This is a genomic window from Corynebacterium sp. HMSC065D07, assembly GCF_001810695.1.
In the GTDB taxonomy this organism is placed as follows: domain Bacteria; phylum Actinomycetota; class Actinomycetes; order Mycobacteriales; family Mycobacteriaceae; genus Corynebacterium; species Corynebacterium hesseae.
In genome coordinates, this window is record NZ_KV802471.1 from 67,168 (window position 1) to 83,532 (window position 16,365).

The window sequence follows — 16,365 nt, forward strand, 5'->3', positions numbered from 1 at the left end:
CCCGGGGTGCAGGTAGTGTGATGACCGATAATTGCCTCGCTCGCACATAAGGAGCTCACACCGCTATGACCACTGGATTCCTCGTTAACCCCGATCTGTCCCGCCGCACCATCGAGTTTGAGATCGAGCACGCAAATCAATTCCTCGGCGGCACCACCGAGGATCGCGTATCTGTGGCCTTTCAGGATGATGGCCAGACCTACGCGGCGCTGTTTAACCCGAACGCCAAGGCTGAAGGCGCCGACCCGAACCCGGTGGCGTCCCTGGCGCGCAATGCAGCTGCGACCGGCAATTCCGCCTTCTTGCAGGACCCAATCCGTTCCATCTGCGGTCCGGTGATCTTCGTTGCTGCCGACGGCGACGACAAGAACATCGACGAGGTCGCCGAGGCCGTGGAGCACGGCATCCGCGCGGTGAAGAACTACCGCGAGGACAACCCGGAGGAGTACCAGCTGTGGCGCGCGGCTGTGCTGAACTCCCACCGGCAGGTCTAATTCCAGCCCTTGTTTGTAGGGCCTCAGCGCTTTTCTAGCGCTCGGTGTGGCGCAGCCATGCCAATACGGCCTTCACCCGCCGGTTGGAGTCCTCGGGTCGAAACCCGAGCTTTATAAATACATTGGAGACATGCTTGCTTACTGCTCCGGAGGTAAGGACGAGCGTGTCTTCAATGTCTTTATTGCTCAATCCTTGGGCCATAAGCCCCAGTACCTCCCGCTCGCGAGCGGTGAGCCGGGCTAGCCCAGTGTGCCTTGCAGAAAGCAGCGCCGTGACCACCTCTGGGTCCACCACGGTGCCGCCGCGGGCGACATCGTCAAGCGTGCGCACGAATTCTTCAACATCAGAAACGCGCTCCTTGAGTAGGTACCCGAATCCGCCGTGCTCCAGGAGGCGGTCGAGATAGCTCGCCGCTACGTATTGGCTCAGCACCACCACGGGTTGGGTGGGGTCGGCTGCCCGTAGATCGTGCACGGCTTGAAGCCCGTCATCGGTCATCGTGGGCGGCATGCGCACATCGCTGATAATGAGGTCGAAGTCTTCCTGCCCTGCGATGGCGCGCAGCGCTTCGGCATCTGTGACCGTCGTGACGCTATGGCCGAGAGCACCGAGTAGTTGCTCCAGACCCGCGCGCAGGAGCGCGGAATCTTCTGCGAGTAGTAGCTTCATTCCGCCTCCTTCAGCGGTAGTTTGACCAGCAGCTGGCCGCCGCCTTTACCCGTAGCATTGGTGCTATCAGCACCAAAGGTTACTGTGCCGCCGAGTGCAGCAGCACGCTCGCGCAGCCCGGCGAGGCCCGTGCCCGAACCCACAGCTGCACTCTCACCGTCCGGCTCTTCGTCCGTGGGGCCCGTGCCATTATCTACGATTTTTAGGCGCAGCATATCCCTAAAAGCGACCGTTACCACGGCTTCGGTGGCTGCGCCGTGCTTAGAGGCATTTGTGAGCGCCTCGGCGACTGCATGGTAAGCCAGCAATGCTGTGGTCTCGTCAATCGAGCTCTCGGCGCCCTCTACGCGAAGTGTGGTCTCAAGCCCGGAATGGGCAAGTAACTCGTCGAGGGCGGGGATAAGCCCGTCGTCGAAAAGCACCTGCGGCGCAATGCCACGCACTGTCGCCCGCAATGAAGCCAGAGCCAAAGAGGCATTATGTTCTGCGTCAGTCAAGGCCTGTTGTGCCTGGGGCGGGGCTTGTAGTTTTGCCGCGGCCAAGTTGAGCTTGAGCGCGGTGAGGTACTGCTGCGGGCCATCGTGCAGTTCGCGTTCGATGCGGCGGCGCTCGCCGGAGAAGGCATCGATAAGCGTGGCACGCGAGGCCGCCATTTCCTCGGCCGAAGGACTCAATGCCAGTCGGGTCAGCGAGACCGACACTAAGACCAAGAGGCGGTTGAGACCTACCAGTAACACCACAAGCAACAGGGCAGCCAGCCAGCAGGTTAAGAAAATGAGCGGTCGGTTGGAGGTGGACCACTCGCCAACGGAGAACTCGGCCTTAGGTACGAATGGCGTTATCGCTAGCACACCCGCTGTGAAACCCAGGGCCGTCCACGCGGTAAAGCATGCAGCCGAAATCAATAACTGCAACACGAGGTGATAGAACTGCTGCCAATCAAACCATCGATCTGCGCGCCGGGGTGGAATTTCCACGCCCATCCACTGCGCGCCCAACCGGCCGACAAGTTCCGCGGCGCGACCCACCAACGGGATCCACGGCAGCATCAGCACCGAAATCACCAAGGTTGGGATACACAGCATGCCGAGGAGGAGGCTCCACGCACAAGCTTTGAAGGTTCGCATAGTCTTCGACCCTATCCGCCATGCCGGTGGAAGGGCAGTGGAGCTAGCTCCACCATTTTCCGGGCAGCCCGCCCCATGTCATTGTCGTGCGTGGCCGAGTGGAATCAAAGGCATGTTAAAAGCAGAAAACCTTAGTAAGCGCTACGGCCGCCGCACCGTGCTCAATCGCGTCAATGTGTCTATCGCCCCAGGCGAATTCGTTGCCATCATGGGGCCATCGGGAAGCGGCAAAACCACGCTCCTGAACCTGTTATCCGGGCTCGATAAGCCCACTTCCGGCCGAGTCAACGCGCCGGGGCGCAAGCAGCGTGCATTTGTTTTCCAAGGCTACAACCTGCTGGAATCCCTCAACGCGCGACGCAATGCTACCTTGACGGCGCGTTTTTCCGGACGGCGCCCTGCACGCGGCCGGGTGGAAGAGGTCTTCGACTCGCTCGGTCTCGCTGGATTGGAGAGCCGCCTGCCCGCGCAGCTGTCTGGTGGGCAGCAGCAACGCGTGGCTGTCGCCCGGGCATTGCTGGCCCAAGCGCCCTATATCTTCGCTGACGAGCCCACGGGCGCGCTTGACGACGCCACCGCTTCCACCGTCCTTTCCCACCTTCGCGCCGTTGCCCGCGATGGAGCCAGGTGATCATGGTGACTCACTCGCACCTTGCCGCCGAGGCGGCCGACCGGGTCATTTCCTTGGAGGAGGTGGCCCATGCTGGTGTGGCTTAAGGACTTACAGTCCAATTGGCTATCGTGGCTGGCCGTAGCGCTGACCCTGGTGGTGTCTTCCACCTCGTGCACCCTAGCGCTAGCCATGCTGGTCGCTTCCCCCGGAGCCGAAGAAAACCCCGCCGGCCAACTGGGCGGCACGGTGCTGGGTATGTCACTGTGCGTGGTGGTGCTAGTGACGCTGTCACAGATGCGCCTTATTATCGCCGAGCGCGAACCGGTCTACCGTTCCTGGCGCATGGTGGGCATGCCTGGGTGGGTGATCCTGTTTTTCATTCTGGGCCAAGTCGCGGTGGTCAGCGCGGGCGCCGGGCTGCTCGGCGTGCTGCCGGCCCTCCCTCTGCTTGCCCCGTGCGTGCGCGCCCTGCGCAGCGACGGCATCCCCTTGCCAGACATTGCTATTACTGGCCAGGTCGTAGTCATTGCAGTAGTTGTTTGTATGTCCGCGGCCCTGGTTGGCGCGCTTCCTCCACTGCGCCGCGTGTTCCGGCCGCGGGCCGCCACGCACCCAGCATGGCTCATGGTGAAATTCCTGCTCGCGTCCGTTGCTGTCGGCAGTACGGTCTATGGATGCCTACACATCGATGATCCCGGCGACCTCCTCTCGGCCGAGATGGGCTTAGTCATCCTCGTTGCACTCTTCTTGCCCTGGCTCATGCCCGGCATCGATCAATGGACCCGCGCTGTCGGCATCGCCGGGAACAACGTACGCGTGCGCCGGAGCTTTTCCACCCCGCACATCGTGCCGTGGGTGCTCGTCGCAGGTCTTATCGTCGCCGTCGGTTCGGGCCTGCGCTTCGGGAACGACGTCGGCACCGGCGGCTCCCTGTCCTCCTGGCAAGTCTTTGTTGCCCTTTTAGGTCCTGTCTTTGCACCCAGCATCGTGGGCGCCGTGCTTACCTCGCTGCTTATGCACGGGCGCATCGCGGCCGATATTCGTGGCCTCACCTTGGCGGGCGCCGCCCCCTCAGCCTGGGCGCGCGTGCAAGTGGGGGAGGCGGCGTGCCTCACCCTGACTGCGGCCGGCGTGGTCTGGGCGCTGTGTTTGGCGACGCTCCTGCCCCTCCAGCACCTGCTCACCCCACAGGCTTCCTTCGGTCGAACGCTGGTAGAGGAGTTGTGGTGGCCGTCCTTCGCCGTAATATTCGGCGCAATGTTTATTGCCCTGGGCGTCGTCAAGCTGGCGTTGGCCGGCTTTGTACACACCCGAGCCGCGTCGTTCGCGGAGGGCGAACGGGTTAGCGGCCCACAACGTTGAGGGCTAGCAGTCGCGCGGGTAGAGTGCTAGGCAGGTTGTTTTGACCCACAGTTGTTCACCCGCGACGACGGCTGTGCTGGACACCCACAACCGGCACGCGCGCGTCCACGTGGACGCGCACTAGGAACACTTTGGAGGAAATCATCATGGCAAACATTAAGCCGCTGGAGGACAAGGTCCTTGTTCAGATCGTTGAAGCTGAGACCACCACTGCATCCGGCCTGGTTATCCCGGACTCCGCGAAGGAGAAGCCGCAGGAGGCCACCGTCGTCGCTGTCGGCCCGGGCCGCACCAACGATAAGGGCGAGGTTGTCCCGGTTGGCGTCAACGAGGGCGACACCGTCATCTTCTCCAAGTACGGCGGCACCGAGCTGAAGTACGACGGCCAGGAGTACCTCCTGCTGTCCGCTCGTGACCTGCTCGCTGTCATCGAGAAGTAAAAGTAGGCGATTAACCCTATGCCAAAACTGATTGCATTTGACCAGGAGGCCCGCGAGGGCATCCAGCGCGGCGTAGACACGCTTGCCGACGCCGTCAAGGTCACCCTCGGCCCGCGCGGCCGCAACGTTGTGCTGTCCAAGGCTTTCGGTGGCCCGACCGTCACCAACGACGGCGTCACCATCGCCCGCGACATTGACCTCGACGATCCTTTTGAGAACCTCGGCGCCCAGCTGGTGAAGTCCGTGGCCGTCAAGACCAACGACATCGCCGGTGACGGTACGACTACCGCCACCTTGCTGGCCCAGGCTCTCGTCTTCGAAGGCCTGCGCAACGTGGCAGCCGGCGCTAACCCCATCGAGCTGAACAAGGGCATCGAAGCGGCGGCTGAGAAGGTCGTCGAGGAGCTCAAGAAGCGCGCTACCCCGGTGAACTCCTCCGCGGAGGTCTCCCAGGTTGCCACCGTTTCCTCCCGCGATGCGGAGGTCGGCGAGATGGTTGCTGGCGCCATGGACAAGGTGGGCAAGGACGGCGTCGTGACCGTCGAGGAGTCCCAGACCATCGAGTCCACCGTGGACGTCACCGAGGGCATTTCCTTCGACAAGGGCTACCTCTCCCCGTACTTCGCGACGGAAGAGGAGACCTACAACGCCGTGCTTGACGACGCCGCAATTCTCCTCGTCCGCAACAAGATCTCCTCCCTGCCGGACTTCCTGCCGCTGCTGGAGAAGATCGCGGAGTCCTCGCGCCCGACCCTCATCATCGCTGAAGACATCGAGGGCGAGCCGCTGCAGGCGCTCGTGGTGAACTCCATCCGCAAGGTCCTCAAGGTCGCCGCCGTGAAGTCCCCGTACTTCGGCGAGCGCCGCAAGGGCTTCATGGATGACTTGGCTGTTGTAACCGGCGCTACCGTCGTCGACCCTGAGGTTGGCATCAACCTCAAGGAGGTCGGCCCGGAGGTGCTGGGTTCTGCCCGCCGCGTCACCGTGTCCAAGGAGGACACCGTGATTGTGGATGGTGCAGGTACCGCTGAGGCTGTCGAGGAGCGCCGCGAGCAGCTGCGCCGCGAGATCGAGCGCACCGATTCCACCTGGGATAAGGAGAAGCTCGAGGAGCGTCTGGCCAAGCTGTCCGGTGGCGTTGCCGTCATCCGCGTTGGCGCCGCTACCGAGACCGAGGTCAACGAGCGCAAGCTGCGCGTCGAGGACGCCATCAACGCCGCCCGCGCGGCCGTTGAAGAGGGCGTCATTGCTGGCGGCGGCTCTGCGCTGGTCCAGATCTCCCAGGAGCTCGAGGCTTTCGCCGAGGGCTTCGAGGGCGAGGCCAAGATCGGTGTGCTGGCCGTGGCCCGCGCGCTGACCCGCCCGGCCTACTGGATCGCCGAAAACGCAGGCCTGGACGGATCCGTCGTGGTCGCCCACGTTGCCGAGAAGGCCAACGGCGAGGGCTTCAACGCTGCCACCCTGGAGTACGGCAACCTGCTCGAGCAGGGCATCATCGACCCGGTGAAGGTCACCCACTCCGCCGTGGTTAACGCCGCCTCCGTGGCCCGCATGGTGCTCACCACCGAGGCTTCCGTTGTGGAGAAGCCCGCCGAGGAAGAGCCGGCACAGGCTGCGCACGCGCACTCGCACGCGCACTAAACCGTGCGTGCGGGAAACATTCGTTTCCCGCACAACCACAAGGGTTCCCGCGTAGCCACAAGGGTTCCCACATTGCCGTAAGGAAGGCCCGCTAACCCGCATTTTTGCGGGGCGGCGGGCCTTCGCCGTGGGGGCGGGAATCTCCGCCCCGGTACTAGACTGCTGAGCCGTGGAACAAGAATTCATCACCGTCACCGGCGCCCGCGAAAACAACCTCAAGAACGTGGACGTGCGCATCCCTAAGCGCAAGCTCACCGTCTTCACCGGCGTGTCTGGTTCCGGCAAGACCTCGCTGGTCTTCGATACCGTTGCGGCTGAACCGCAGCGTCTCATCAACGAGACCTATCCCGGCTTCGTGCAGGGCTTCATGCAGGCCCCACCCCGCCCCGACGTGGACCGCTTGGAAGGGCTCACCGCAGCCATCGTCGTGGGCCAGGAGCCCATGGCGGCTTCCGCGCGCTCGACGTTCGGTACCGCCACCGACATCACCGGGCACCTTCGCGTGCTCTTCTCACGCCTAGCCGAGCCCCGCGCCGGCGGCCCCGCGGCCTATTCCTTCAACGTGCCCTCCGCCTCCGGGCAGGGCGCCATCGAGGTCAACGGTGTGAAGGAAGTCCGCCGCTTCGAGCGCACCGGCGGCATGTGCCCGAGGTGTGAGGGAAGGGGGGAAGTGGGGGACGTCGACAAGCGCCAGCTCGTTGATGAGACTCTGGCGTTGAACGACGGCGCCATCATGTACCCCGGCATGAAGGTGGGCTCGTGGATGTGGCGCGCCTACGCCGAGTCCGGGCTGTACCCGGCGGATGTACCTGTCAAGGACTTTAGTGCGGAACAGAAGCGCGACCTGTACGAAACCGAGACCAAAGTCAAGGTCGGTGGCGTCAACATGAGCTACATGGGGCTGGTCACGCGCCTGAAAACCAACGTGCTGAGCAAGCCCGTGGAGTCCCTGCAAAAGCACATGCGGGCCTTTGTCGAGCGCGCGGTGGTTTTCGTCGACTGCCCGGAGTGCCACGGCACGCGCTTGGCGCAGCACGCGCGCGAGTCCTACCTCAACGGCGTCTCCATCGCGGATGTCTGCGCCATGGAGCTTGCCGACGCCTCCGCATGGCTCCGCACCATCAACTCACCGCTTGCCGTGGCCCCGCTGCGTGGGTTGGAGGCCGCCCTGGATTTGGGGCTGGGCTACCTGACGCTGGCGCGCCCGACGGGAACGCTGAGCGGTGGCGAAGCGCAGCGCACGCGCATGGTGCGGCACATCGGGTCGGCGCTCACGGACGTCACCTATGTCTTTGATGAGCCGACCGCTGGCCTACACCCGCATGACGTCACGCGGATGAACGAGCTGCTCCTGCAGCTGCGCGATAAGGGAAACACCGTGCTCGTGGTGGAGCACAACCCGGAGACGATGGCGATTGCGGATTGCGTCGTCGAGCTTGGCCCCGGCGCCGGTGTGGAAGGTGGCGAGATCCTTTCTGTCGGTGCTGCACCGTCCGTCAGCGGGAAGGTGGCGTTGAAGGAGGAGGTACGCGAGCCCACCGGAGCGCTGGAAATCCGTGGGGCGTCCCATAACAATCTCAAGGGCGTCGACGTGGATATTCCATTGGGCGTGCTCACGGTCATTTCGGGCGTTGCGGGATCCGGAAAGTCATCGCTGAGGGAATGCCTGCCGGACGACGACCGCATCCTCGTTGTCGACCAGTCTTCGTTGTCTGGCTCGCGGCGCTCGAACCCGGCCACCTACACAGGTGCGATGGACGCGCTGCGCAAGGCCTTCGCCAAGGCCAACGATGGGGCCACGCCGGGAATGTTCTCTTTCAACTCGGAGGGCGCGTGCCCGGCCTGTTCCGGCGCTGGCGTGGTGACCGTGGAGTTCGGTGTGATGGACAGCGCGGATGTGCCCTGCGAGGTGTGCGAGGGCCGCCGCTTTGCTGCCGACGTTTTGGGCTACGAGCTGGCGGGCAAGAACATCGCGGAGGTACTCGCGCTTCCCGCGGTTGAAGCCGTGGAGTTTTGCCGCGAGGCCAAAGTTACTGCCGCCAAGCGCGTGTGTGAGCAGCTCGTTGCCGTGGGGCTGGGCTACCTGACGCTGGGGCAGCCGCTCTCGACGCTCTCCGGCGGCGAGCGCCAGCGGCTGAAGCTGGCGGTGCGGTTGTGCGACCGCAAGGCGACTGCGGACATCATCGTGCTCGATGAGCCGACGGTGGGCCTGCATCAGAAAGATATCGACACCTTGCTGCGCCTCTTTGACACGCTTGTCGACGACCATCTCACCCTCATCTGCGTCGAACACCACCGCGCCGTCCTGGCGCACGCCGACCACATCATTGATCTCGGTCCCGGCGCGGGCTCAGCCGGCGGCGAGGTTGTGGCGGCCTGCTCGCCGCGCGAGTTCCTCGACAAGGACACGCTGACCGCCCGCTACCTAGCGCAGGCGCTGTAAAAACTGGCGTCTTTCACCCGCTGCCCCTTGCCCGTGCTGGCTGTTGGATATCAGTGCAGGTGGGGGAGGGGCGTGATGCTACTTAAAGAAACTTCGCAAAAGGCCCGCTGCGCGACGGCCCACGGCGGGCTCATCCAGTGGGGAGAGCAGCCTTGTCGCGTCCAGCCAATAGAGGTGGTGGTTTGCCGTCCGACCCCAAGGCTGGGAGCTGGCAGAAGCGGACTAGGCGCCGACGGCCGCGTGGGTGCGACGAGAACGCAGGGCGACGACGCGCTCCGACTCGCTCATGCCGCCCCACACGCCGTAGGGCTCGCCGGAGGCGAGAGCGTGTTCGCGGCACATCTCGATGACCGGGCAGGTGCTGCAAATAGCCTTGGCGCGGTTCTCGCGCTGGGCGCGGGCGCGTCCGCGCTCGCCGTCCGGGTGATAGAACACGTCAGAGTTTTCTCCACGGCATGCGCCATGAAGCTGCCAATCCCAAAAGTCCGTATTCGGCCCGGGGAGCAGGAAGGACTGAGACACGTTCGATTCTCCTTTGCCAAAGATAGAGTGCCCAGGCGCGGGGCGCGTTGCGGGCACGCCCCCGTGAACGCCGAGGCGAAGTGAGACGAGATTGAAGTGTGTCCCCCTTGGGTAAACAGCGCGTTACGCAATGCTGACATGCAGGTATAACTGGCTGAAACTCCTCAACTGGAGCCCCTGTGACCTGCGCTTAAGGCTAAGATGAACGGTGTATGAACTTTTTCTAGTGGGGTCAAAGCTGGGGATGAGACCCGTCGTTTTGGGGTTTCGCCAAAAGGTTATGCCATGATGTTCATACAGAATATGAAGTAATGCATTAAGCAGAAGAGCAAAAGCAGAACGGCAAGGATGGCAGTGGCTACTCAGGCTACAGACGCGAGCGGCTCCTCAACGGCGGCGAAGCGCGACAGCGATAAGGAATTAGCGGACCTCGTTCCGCTGGCCGTCGACGGTAGCCGCCGCGCCCTCCAGCGCATCATGCGGATCATTCACCCGCAGGTCCTGCGCTATTGTCGCGCGCGCATCGGCGGCCACCGCCAGCCCACGGCGGAGGACGTGGCGCAGGAGATCTGTTTGGCGGTGGCGACGTCTATTGGCACGTACAAAGATAAGGGCCGCCCGTTTATGGCCTACGTCTATGGCATTGCTGCTCACAAGGTGACCGATGCCCACCGCGCCCTGAGCCGCGACCACACTCACCCCACGGAAGACCTTCCGGAGGATGCTGCTCAGGACGCTACCCCCGAAGAATCCGCCCTTGCCGTGGACGGTAGTAACAGAGTGCGGGCCATGCTCGATACGTTAAGTGACAAGGCCCGGGACATTATCATCTTGCGTGTGTTCGTGGGGCTGTCGGCAGAGGAGACCGCGGAAATTGTGGAGTCCACCCCTGGCGCAGTCCGCGTGGCGCAGCATCGTGCACTCGCGCAATTGCGCAAATCCCTCGATTCGCACGAGACGCAGTGAACCAACAATGTGAACCAGCAGAGTGAACCAGTAATTGGGCTAGCCCAGAGCTAGCAGTGAGCCATCGGCACTTGGCACCGACAAACTAATAATTCTCTAATAAGGAAGGGAGGTCATCATGGCAAAGAAGGACGAGCCTCAGCAGGGTGTCGCTGAGCAGCTGCAGCCCTTGGTTGATGATGATGCATTCCTCACTACTCTCTCCGAAGGAACAGATCCCTCCGATGGCGGTGATGAACTGGCGGGGCTTCTGCTGGAGCTGCGCGGGGACGTCGAAAAGCAGATGCCTCCGGCCCCTCTCATTGAGGGCGCGGAGGAAGAGCCGGAGATCATTTCCCTCGGCGCGGCACGCCGCCGTCGAAGCAAGCCTTTCATGCACGGACTCATCGGGGCGGCCGCAGCTACGCTGCTCATCGCAGGTACCGGCGCTGTGGTCGTCAACGCCGGCCCGGGATCTCCGCTTTACGGAGTGAACCAGTCGCTCTTCGGCGCGGACGAGCACGATGTGTCCGTAGTGGAGCTTGCCGGAACGCTCGATGAGATGGAGAAGCGTTCCGCCCAAGGCGACATGGATGGCACCCGCCAGTTGCTTGAAGAAGCCCGGAAGATGGTGGACCAGGCTAAGCGGGAACGTGAGGCAGAGGCCCCTCGTACCACGAAGCAGCAGCCCAGCGCCACGGTGACGCAGACGCAGACCGTGGAGAAGCCTGCCCCAGTGGAGGAGCAGCAGCCGCCGGAGCCGGAAACCGTAACGCAGACAGAGACTGCGGTTTCCACCGTCGTGGTGACCCGCACGGTTTCGGCGGGCAACCCGCTGAGCCCACCGGAGCAGAACCAGCCGGAGCCAGGCCAGCAGGGCGGCGATCAGGCAACACCTCCGCAAGGCGACAACTCCGACGGAGCTTCGGATGGCGCCACGGATAATGGCCAGCTCCCGCCGGCGCAATTCCAGCAATAAAACCACAAAGAACCTCTTCCCCCGCAACAGGAGGGAAGAGGTTCTTTCCGTTTAACGCGCGGTAGTTCTACCGCGCTGACCGCAGCTAGTAGCGCGAATCCATGCCGTCGAGATAACCCACCGCATAATCCCAAGGGACGTAGCGCATCGGGTCCGGCTCCGCGCCCGGCTCGTGCACGGGGGCTAGCTGGCCTGCCAGCGTGGCCTGCATGTTGGAGGCCATGATGTCCCACTCGTAAAAGTGGTTCTCCTCGCAGTCCTCGCAGAAAAAGAAGATGCCATCGATGCCGCGCGGGCTTAGCACGCGCGCAAACTCTTGGACCATGGCCAGATCGTGGATGACGGCGAGACGGTCCTCCTCGGACAGCGGCTCGACGTGATCATCCTCCTCGAGGAAGGAAGCTGGGTCGTTGGGGTCGTCCGCGAAAGGATCGCGGGGCATGTTGGCGAAAAAGTTCACGCCTGCGAGCCTATTGACTCCGTGCGCGCATGGCAATTCCCTATAGATACCTATTCCTCTACCCACGGCTACCACTACGGGGCGTCCACGCACTACAGTGAGGGCTACCGCATAAAACTATCTGGTCAGTTTAGGAGAGCCCCACCCTCATGAGCCACGTCCACACCGGCGGAGACAACCCCGACAAGATTGCACTCTACGGCCTTACCTTTGATGATGTCCTGCTGCTTCCGGCAGAATCCAACGTCGTTCCCTCCGAGGTGGATACCTCGGCGCAGTTTACGCGCAACATTCGCCTCGGCGTGCCCCTGGCTTCCGCCGCGATGGACACGGTGACCGAGGCCCGCATGGCCATCGGCATGGCGCGCCAGGGCGGCATCGGTGTCCTGCACCGCAACCTGTCAGTTGAGGATCAGGCCCAGCAGGTAGAGATTGTCAAGCGCTCCGAGTCCGGCATGGTGACCGACCCGGTCACGGCTTCCCCGGAGATGACCATCGATGAAGTCGATACGCTGTGCGCGCGGTTCCGGATTTCGGGCCTGCCGGTCGTCGATAAGCAGGGCACCCTCGTGGGTATCTGCACCAACCGTGACATGCGCTTCGAGCCGGATTTCTCCCGCAAGGTCTCCGAGATTATGACGCCGATGCCGCTCGTCGTGGCCAAGGAGGGCGTCAGCAAGGAGGAGGCGCTGGAGCTGCTGTCCGCCAACAAGGTGGAGAAGCTGCCCATCGTCAACGATGAGAACAAGCTCGTCGGCCTCATCACCGTCAAGGACTTTGTCAAGACTGAGCAGTTCCCCAACGCCTCCAAGGATGCTTCCGGGCGCCTGCTCGTGGCGGCGGGCATCGGTACCGGTGAGGAGTCCTACCAGCGCGCAGGCCAGCTTGTCGACGCCGGCGTGGACGTCCTCGTCGTCGACTCCGCCCACGCCCACAACAACCGCGTGCTGGAGATGGTCTCCCGCGTGCAGAAGGACTTCGGCGACCGCGTTGACGTCGTCGGCGGCAACCTGGCCACTCGTGCTGCGGCGCGCGACATGATTGAGGCTGGTGCCGACGCCATCAAGGTTGGCATTGGCCCGGGCTCCATCTGCACCACGCGTGTGGTGGCGGGCGTGGGTGCCCCGCAGATCACCGCCATCATGGAGGCCGCTGCGGTGGCCGGCCCGGCGGGCGTTCCGGTTATCGGTGACGGCGGTATGCAGTACTCCGGTGACATTGCCAAGGCGCTGGCTGCCGGCGCCGATACCGTCATGCTGGGCTCGATGCTGGCCGGCACCACGGAGGCGCCGGGCGATATCGTCGTGGTCCAGGGCAAGCAGTACAAGCGCTACCGCGGCATGGGCTCCATGGGCGCCATGCAGGGCCGCGGTCTGACGGGGGAGAAGCGCTCCTATTCCAAGGACCGCTACTTCCAGGCTGACGTCAAGAGCGAGGACAAGCTGGTGCCGGAAGGCGTGGAGGGCCGCGTGCCATTCCGCGGTGACATCGATGCCATCGTGCACCAGATTGTCGGCGGCCTGCGCGCCTCCATGGGCTACACCGGCTCCGCCACCCTGGCCGAGCTCAAGACCAAGCAGTTTGTCCAGATCACCGCCGCGGGCCTCAAGGAGTCTCACCCGCACCACCTTCAGCAGATCGTCGAAGCTCCGAACTACCGCTAAGGACTAATCATGCGCGATTACGTAGAAATCGGCGTGGGCCGTGAGGCTCGCCGCACCTATGACCTGAACCAGATCTCCCTGGTGCCGACTCGCCGCACCCGTTCCTCCAAGGACGTGGACACCTCATGGCACATCGATGCGTACACCTTCGAGGTCCCGTTTGTCTCGGCGCCGACCGATGCGCTGGCCACCCCCGAGTTTGTTATCGAGATGGGCAAGCAGGGCGGCCTGGGCGTTATCAACGCGGAAGGCCTGTGGGGCCGCCACGAGGATCTGGAGGGCGCGATTGCCCGCGTGACGGAGAACTACGGTGACCTGTCGACGCTGCAGGAGCTGCACGCAGCGCCCTTGAACGAAGAGCTGCTGGCCGAGCGCATCGCGCAGGTGCGCGATTCCGGCGTGACCGTGGCCGTGCGTGTCTCCCCGCAGCACGCCCGCGAGCTGGCACCCGTGGTTATTAAGGCCGGCGCAGAGTTGCTGTTCATCCACGGCACTTTGATCTCCGCTGAGCACGTGCAGACCGGTGGCGAGCCGCTCAACTTGAAGGAGTTCATCGGCTCGCTGGATACCCCGGTGATTGCCGGCGGCGTGGCGGATTACACCACGGCCCTGCACCTCATGCGCGCCGGTGCCGCGGGCATCATCGTCGGCTCCGGTGTGAACACCAACCCGGAGACCGTCGGCATTGATATCCCCATGGCGACGACCATCGCGGATGTCGCGGCCGCACGCCGCGATTACCTGGATGAGACTGGGGGCCGCTACGTGCACGTGCTTGCCGACGGCGACATCTTCACCTCCGCAGACATCGCCAAGGCCATTGCTTGTGGTGCCGATGGCGTCGTTCTCGGGCCAGTCTTGGCCCGCGCGGCGGAGGCTGGCGGCAAGGGCTGGTACTGGCCGTCCACGGCCGGCCACCCGCGTTTCCCGCGCGGCATCATCGAGCCGGTTGGCGTGGCTGGCGCCCTCCTCGGCACCGACGCTTCCGGCGTCGACGCTTCTGGCACCGCCGAGGACGCTTCAGCGACCTCCCTTGAAGTCGTGCTCCATGGCCCGTCCAACGAGCCGCTGGGTGAGTTGAACTTGGTCGGTGGGCTCAAGCGCGCGATGGCGAAGTGCGGCTACACGGACCTGAAGTCCTTCCAGAAGGTGGGCTTGGCCGTTCGCTAGCCCGCCCGTTGTAATGCTGCTCCGCTCAACAAAGCTCGGGGCGGAGTTTATGTCACCGCTCCAGTGGCCGTGGCGCTGGCCTCAGTGGCCGTAGCGTTAGAGTCGCTGGCGCGCGGTTTTGGGCGCCACGGCAGCCGGGGCTTCTTTAGGCGGCGTGGGCGCAGCGCCACCTTGCGGAATACCACGCGCCCGCGCGCCGGCACCATGGTTTGCAGTACCGAGGCCACCACGACCAGCCCGATAGCGGCCAGCTTAAGCTGGGAGGCTTTCTGGGAGAGCAGGAGCCAGCCAAAGAGAGCCGCGAAGACGGGCTCCAAAGCGATCAGGATGGAAAAGACGTTGGGGGCGAGCCTGCGCAGCGCAATGAACTCCAACGAATAGGGGATGAGCGAGGCCAGCACGCCCGTGCCTAGGGCGAGCATTAGGAGGTTTGGGTCGCTGGCCAAAGCCACCGCGCCGCGCCCGCCGACGGGCAGGAGCACGAGGCCACCGATGAGGAAGGCCACGGCCAAACCATCCTGCCCGCTAAAGAGAGCGCCCGCCTTCTTGCTGGCCAAGATATAGGCGGCCCACATCGCACCCGCGCACATCAAGAAGAAAACTCCACGCAGGTCGAGGGGGTCTCCGTTGAAGGAGTCCAACCCCAGCAGGCCCATGCCGATGAGGGCGAGGGCGACGCAGGTGGCGTCGCGAAGCGAGCGGGAGAGGCACGCCGCCAGCAGTAGCGGGCCGAGAAACTCGATGGTGACTGCCGGGCCCAGCGCGACGAGCTCGATGCCGGCATAGAAAAAACCATTCATCAGGCCCAGCGTGAGGCCGAAAATGGTGGCGGAGATCCACTTCTCGCGGCTCCACTCGCGCACGCGCGGGCGCGCGATGAAGAGCAGAATCACAGCGGCGAAGAGCAAGCGTAGCGAGGCGGTGCCCCAGGGGCCTCCAATGGGGAAAATCTGGATGGCGAGGCTGGCTCCGAGCTGGAGGGAAATACACGAGCCGATGACGCATAGAACGGCAAACGGATTGGTCATGCAGACCATTGTGGGGTGGGAAGAACTGTTAGTCTATCTACAGTTTTTAACACGTACCCGTTAGGGATTCTGCCATGTTGGACCTGCACCGCCTCCGCATTCTCTACGAGCTGCACCGCCTCGGCACCGTCACTGCGGTGGCGGAATCGCTGCGCTATACGCACTCGGCCATCTCCCAGCAGTTGGCGCAGTGTGAGAAGGACGTCGGCGTGGCGCTCTATGAAAAGGTCGGCCGGCGCGTGCGTTTGACGGAACAGGGAGAAATCCTGGCCTCCTACGCGGAGCGAATGCTCGCGTTGGCGGATGAGGCGGAGTCGCAGGTCATTGCGTCAACCAACGCGGTGCGGGGCACGATTAAGGTCACGACCTTTCAAACCATCATGTCCTCGCTGGTCCCGCGGGCCCTGGAGCGAGTTGCGCTTAGAGGATTTTGCAGCGCATGACGAGGAAATCCCCTTTGCCATGGACCCGGAGGAGTTTTTATTGGGGCGGTTCGTCCACCGGCTGTGCCGCAGGCATGGCTTTAACCCCAGCGTGCTCTATGAAACCCCGGACCCCTTTCTACATGCGCACCTGGTGCGCACCGGACACGCGGTGGCGGTGATCTCGGACCTTTTCCTCGACGAAATTGAGGGCGTGCGCGTGGTTTCCTTGCCTGGTAATCCCACCCGCACGCTCTACACCGCGGTGCGCGCCGGGCGCGAGGGACACCCCGCCTTGCGGGCGTTTCGGGCCGCGTTGAGCAAGGCGGCTGCCACCGCTAAAGATTTTGGGCCACTCCCTGCGGTCTAGGGTGTGGGTTCTTGC

Annotated in this window: 15 protein-coding genes and 1 pseudogene; 11 read left to right on the plus strand and 5 right to left on the minus strand. The window is 63.7% G+C overall.

What is annotated here, in order from left to right:
* Positions 1 to 65: 65 nt before the first annotated feature.
* Complete coding sequence (locus HMPREF2760_RS09415) at positions 66 to 494, plus strand: hypothetical protein (protein ID WP_070563768.1); 429 nt, start codon at positions 66 to 68, stop codon at positions 492 to 494.
* A gap of 34 nt (positions 495 to 528) precedes the next feature.
* Here HMPREF2760_RS09415 and HMPREF2760_RS09420 read toward each other — a convergent pair whose 3' ends face one another.
* Positions 529 to 1,164 (minus strand): response regulator, encoded by a 636-nt coding sequence (locus HMPREF2760_RS09420; protein WP_070563770.1) that lies wholly within the window; start codon positions 1,162 to 1,164, stop codon positions 529 to 531.
* Positions 1,161 to 2,291 (minus strand): sensor histidine kinase, encoded by a 1,131-nt coding sequence (locus tag HMPREF2760_RS09425; protein WP_070563773.1) that lies wholly within the window; start codon positions 2,289 to 2,291, stop codon positions 1,161 to 1,163. Before HMPREF2760_RS09425 ends, HMPREF2760_RS09420 begins: the two co-directional genes overlap by 4 nt.
* Before the next feature lie 112 nt (positions 2,292 to 2,403).
* Here HMPREF2760_RS09425 and HMPREF2760_RS09430 point away from each other — a divergent pair, with 112 nt between their 5' ends.
* From HMPREF2760_RS09430 to HMPREF2760_RS09450, 5 genes are all read left to right on the plus strand, one after another.
* Positions 2,404 to 2,922, plus strand: a complete 519-nt coding sequence (locus HMPREF2760_RS09430; protein ID WP_246823668.1) for an ABC transporter ATP-binding protein — start codon at positions 2,404 to 2,406, stop codon at positions 2,920 to 2,922.
* 69 nt (positions 2,923 to 2,991) lie between these two features.
* Positions 2,992 to 4,266 (plus strand): FtsX-like permease family protein, encoded by a 1,275-nt coding sequence (locus HMPREF2760_RS09435; protein WP_070597134.1) that lies wholly within the window; start codon positions 2,992 to 2,994, stop codon positions 4,264 to 4,266.
* Positions 4,267 to 4,406: 140 nt separating this feature from the next.
* Positions 4,407 to 4,706: a co-chaperone GroES gene (groES, locus tag HMPREF2760_RS09440; protein WP_167595557.1), complete on the plus strand. Its 300-nt coding sequence runs from the start codon at positions 4,407 to 4,409 to the stop codon at positions 4,704 to 4,706.
* Between the two features lie 18 nt (positions 4,707 to 4,724).
* The gene (gene groL / locus HMPREF2760_RS09445; protein ID WP_070597135.1) at positions 4,725 to 6,347 is read left to right on the plus strand and encodes a chaperonin GroEL; all 1,623 of its coding nucleotides are present in this window, start codon (positions 4,725 to 4,727) and stop codon (positions 6,345 to 6,347) included.
* Positions 6,348 to 6,516: 169 nt separating this feature from the next.
* Entirely contained in the window at positions 6,517 to 8,790 is a 2,274-nt protein-coding gene (locus tag HMPREF2760_RS09450; protein ID WP_070597136.1) for an excinuclease ABC subunit UvrA, read from the plus strand.
* 222 nt (positions 8,791 to 9,012) lie between these two features.
* Here the strand turns inward: HMPREF2760_RS09450 and HMPREF2760_RS09455 are convergent, their stop codons facing one another.
* Positions 9,013 to 9,312 carry a WhiB family transcriptional regulator gene (locus HMPREF2760_RS09455; RefSeq protein ID WP_070521542.1) on the minus strand — a complete coding sequence of 100 codons (300 nt, stop codon included), beginning with the start codon at positions 9,310 to 9,312 and terminating at the stop codon, positions 9,013 to 9,015.
* A gap of 348 nt (positions 9,313 to 9,660) precedes the next feature.
* Between HMPREF2760_RS09455 and HMPREF2760_RS09460 the strand changes: the two genes are divergently transcribed.
* Positions 9,661 to 10,278: a sigma-70 family RNA polymerase sigma factor gene (locus tag HMPREF2760_RS09460; protein WP_070521539.1), complete on the plus strand. Its 618-nt coding sequence runs from the start codon at positions 9,661 to 9,663 to the stop codon at positions 10,276 to 10,278.
* Between the two features lie 118 nt (positions 10,279 to 10,396).
* Positions 10,397 to 11,236 (plus strand): hypothetical protein, encoded by an 840-nt coding sequence (locus tag HMPREF2760_RS09465; RefSeq protein WP_070521536.1) that lies wholly within the window; start codon positions 10,397 to 10,399, stop codon positions 11,234 to 11,236.
* 85 nt (positions 11,237 to 11,321) lie between these two features.
* Here the strand turns inward: HMPREF2760_RS09465 and HMPREF2760_RS09470 are convergent, their stop codons facing one another.
* On the minus strand, positions 11,322 to 11,696 hold the full coding sequence (locus HMPREF2760_RS09470) for a DUF5319 domain-containing protein (protein WP_070521533.1): 375 nt from the start codon (positions 11,694 to 11,696) through the stop codon (positions 11,322 to 11,324).
* 149 nt (positions 11,697 to 11,845) lie between these two features.
* Between HMPREF2760_RS09470 and guaB the strand changes: the two genes are divergently transcribed.
* Both guaB and HMPREF2760_RS09480 read left to right on the plus strand, forming a co-directional pair.
* Positions 11,846 to 13,360: an IMP dehydrogenase gene (gene guaB / locus HMPREF2760_RS09475; RefSeq protein WP_070521530.1), complete on the plus strand. Its 1,515-nt coding sequence runs from the start codon at positions 11,846 to 11,848 to the stop codon at positions 13,358 to 13,360.
* A 9-nt stretch (positions 13,361 to 13,369) separates the two neighbouring features.
* Positions 13,370 to 14,530, plus strand: a complete 1,161-nt coding sequence (locus HMPREF2760_RS09480; protein ID WP_070521525.1) for a GuaB3 family IMP dehydrogenase-related protein — start codon at positions 13,370 to 13,372, stop codon at positions 14,528 to 14,530.
* A gap of 47 nt (positions 14,531 to 14,577) precedes the next feature.
* Here the strand turns inward: HMPREF2760_RS09480 and HMPREF2760_RS09485 are convergent, their stop codons facing one another.
* Positions 14,578 to 15,558: an EamA family transporter gene (locus HMPREF2760_RS09485; protein ID WP_167595540.1), complete on the minus strand. Its 981-nt coding sequence runs from the start codon at positions 15,556 to 15,558 to the stop codon at positions 14,578 to 14,580.
* Positions 15,559 to 15,632: 74 nt separating this feature from the next.
* On the opposite strand from HMPREF2760_RS09485, the pseudogene HMPREF2760_RS09490 reads away from it, so the two are divergent.
* A pseudogene (locus HMPREF2760_RS09490) lies at positions 15,633 to 16,350 on the plus strand (LysR family transcriptional regulator).
* Positions 16,351 to 16,365 lie beyond the last annotated feature (15 nt).

Bases quoted from the DNA above. Each gene is read 5' to 3' on its own strand.
- HMPREF2760_RS09430 (WP_246823668.1), top strand. From the start codon at position 2,404: ATGTTAAAAGCAGAAAACCTTAGTAAGCGCTACGGCCGCCGCACCGTG.
- HMPREF2760_RS09435 (WP_070597134.1), top strand. From the start codon at position 2,992: ATGCTGGTGTGGCTTAAGGACTTACAGTCCAATTGGCTATCGTGGCTG.
- HMPREF2760_RS09415 (WP_070563768.1), top strand. From the start codon at position 66: ATGACCACTGGATTCCTCGTTAACCCCGATCTGTCCCGCCGCACCATC.
- HMPREF2760_RS09425 (WP_070563773.1), bottom strand. From the start codon at position 2,291: ATGCGAACCTTCAAAGCTTGTGCGTGGAGCCTCCTCCTCGGCATGCTG.
- HMPREF2760_RS09465 (WP_070521536.1), top strand. From the start codon at position 10,397: ATGGCAAAGAAGGACGAGCCTCAGCAGGGTGTCGCTGAGCAGCTGCAG.
- HMPREF2760_RS09420 (WP_070563770.1), bottom strand. From the start codon at position 1,164: ATGAAGCTACTACTCGCAGAAGATTCCGCGCTCCTGCGCGCGGGTCTG.
- groL (WP_070597135.1), top strand. From the start codon at position 4,725: ATGCCAAAACTGATTGCATTTGACCAGGAGGCCCGCGAGGGCATCCAG.
- guaB (WP_070521530.1), top strand. From the start codon at position 11,846: ATGAGCCACGTCCACACCGGCGGAGACAACCCCGACAAGATTGCACTC.
- HMPREF2760_RS09460 (WP_070521539.1), top strand. From the start codon at position 9,661: ATGGCAGTGGCTACTCAGGCTACAGACGCGAGCGGCTCCTCAACGGCG.
- HMPREF2760_RS09485 (WP_167595540.1), bottom strand. From the start codon at position 15,558: ATGACCAATCCGTTTGCCGTTCTATGCGTCATCGGCTCGTGTATTTCC.
- HMPREF2760_RS09480 (WP_070521525.1), top strand. From the start codon at position 13,370: ATGCGCGATTACGTAGAAATCGGCGTGGGCCGTGAGGCTCGCCGCACC.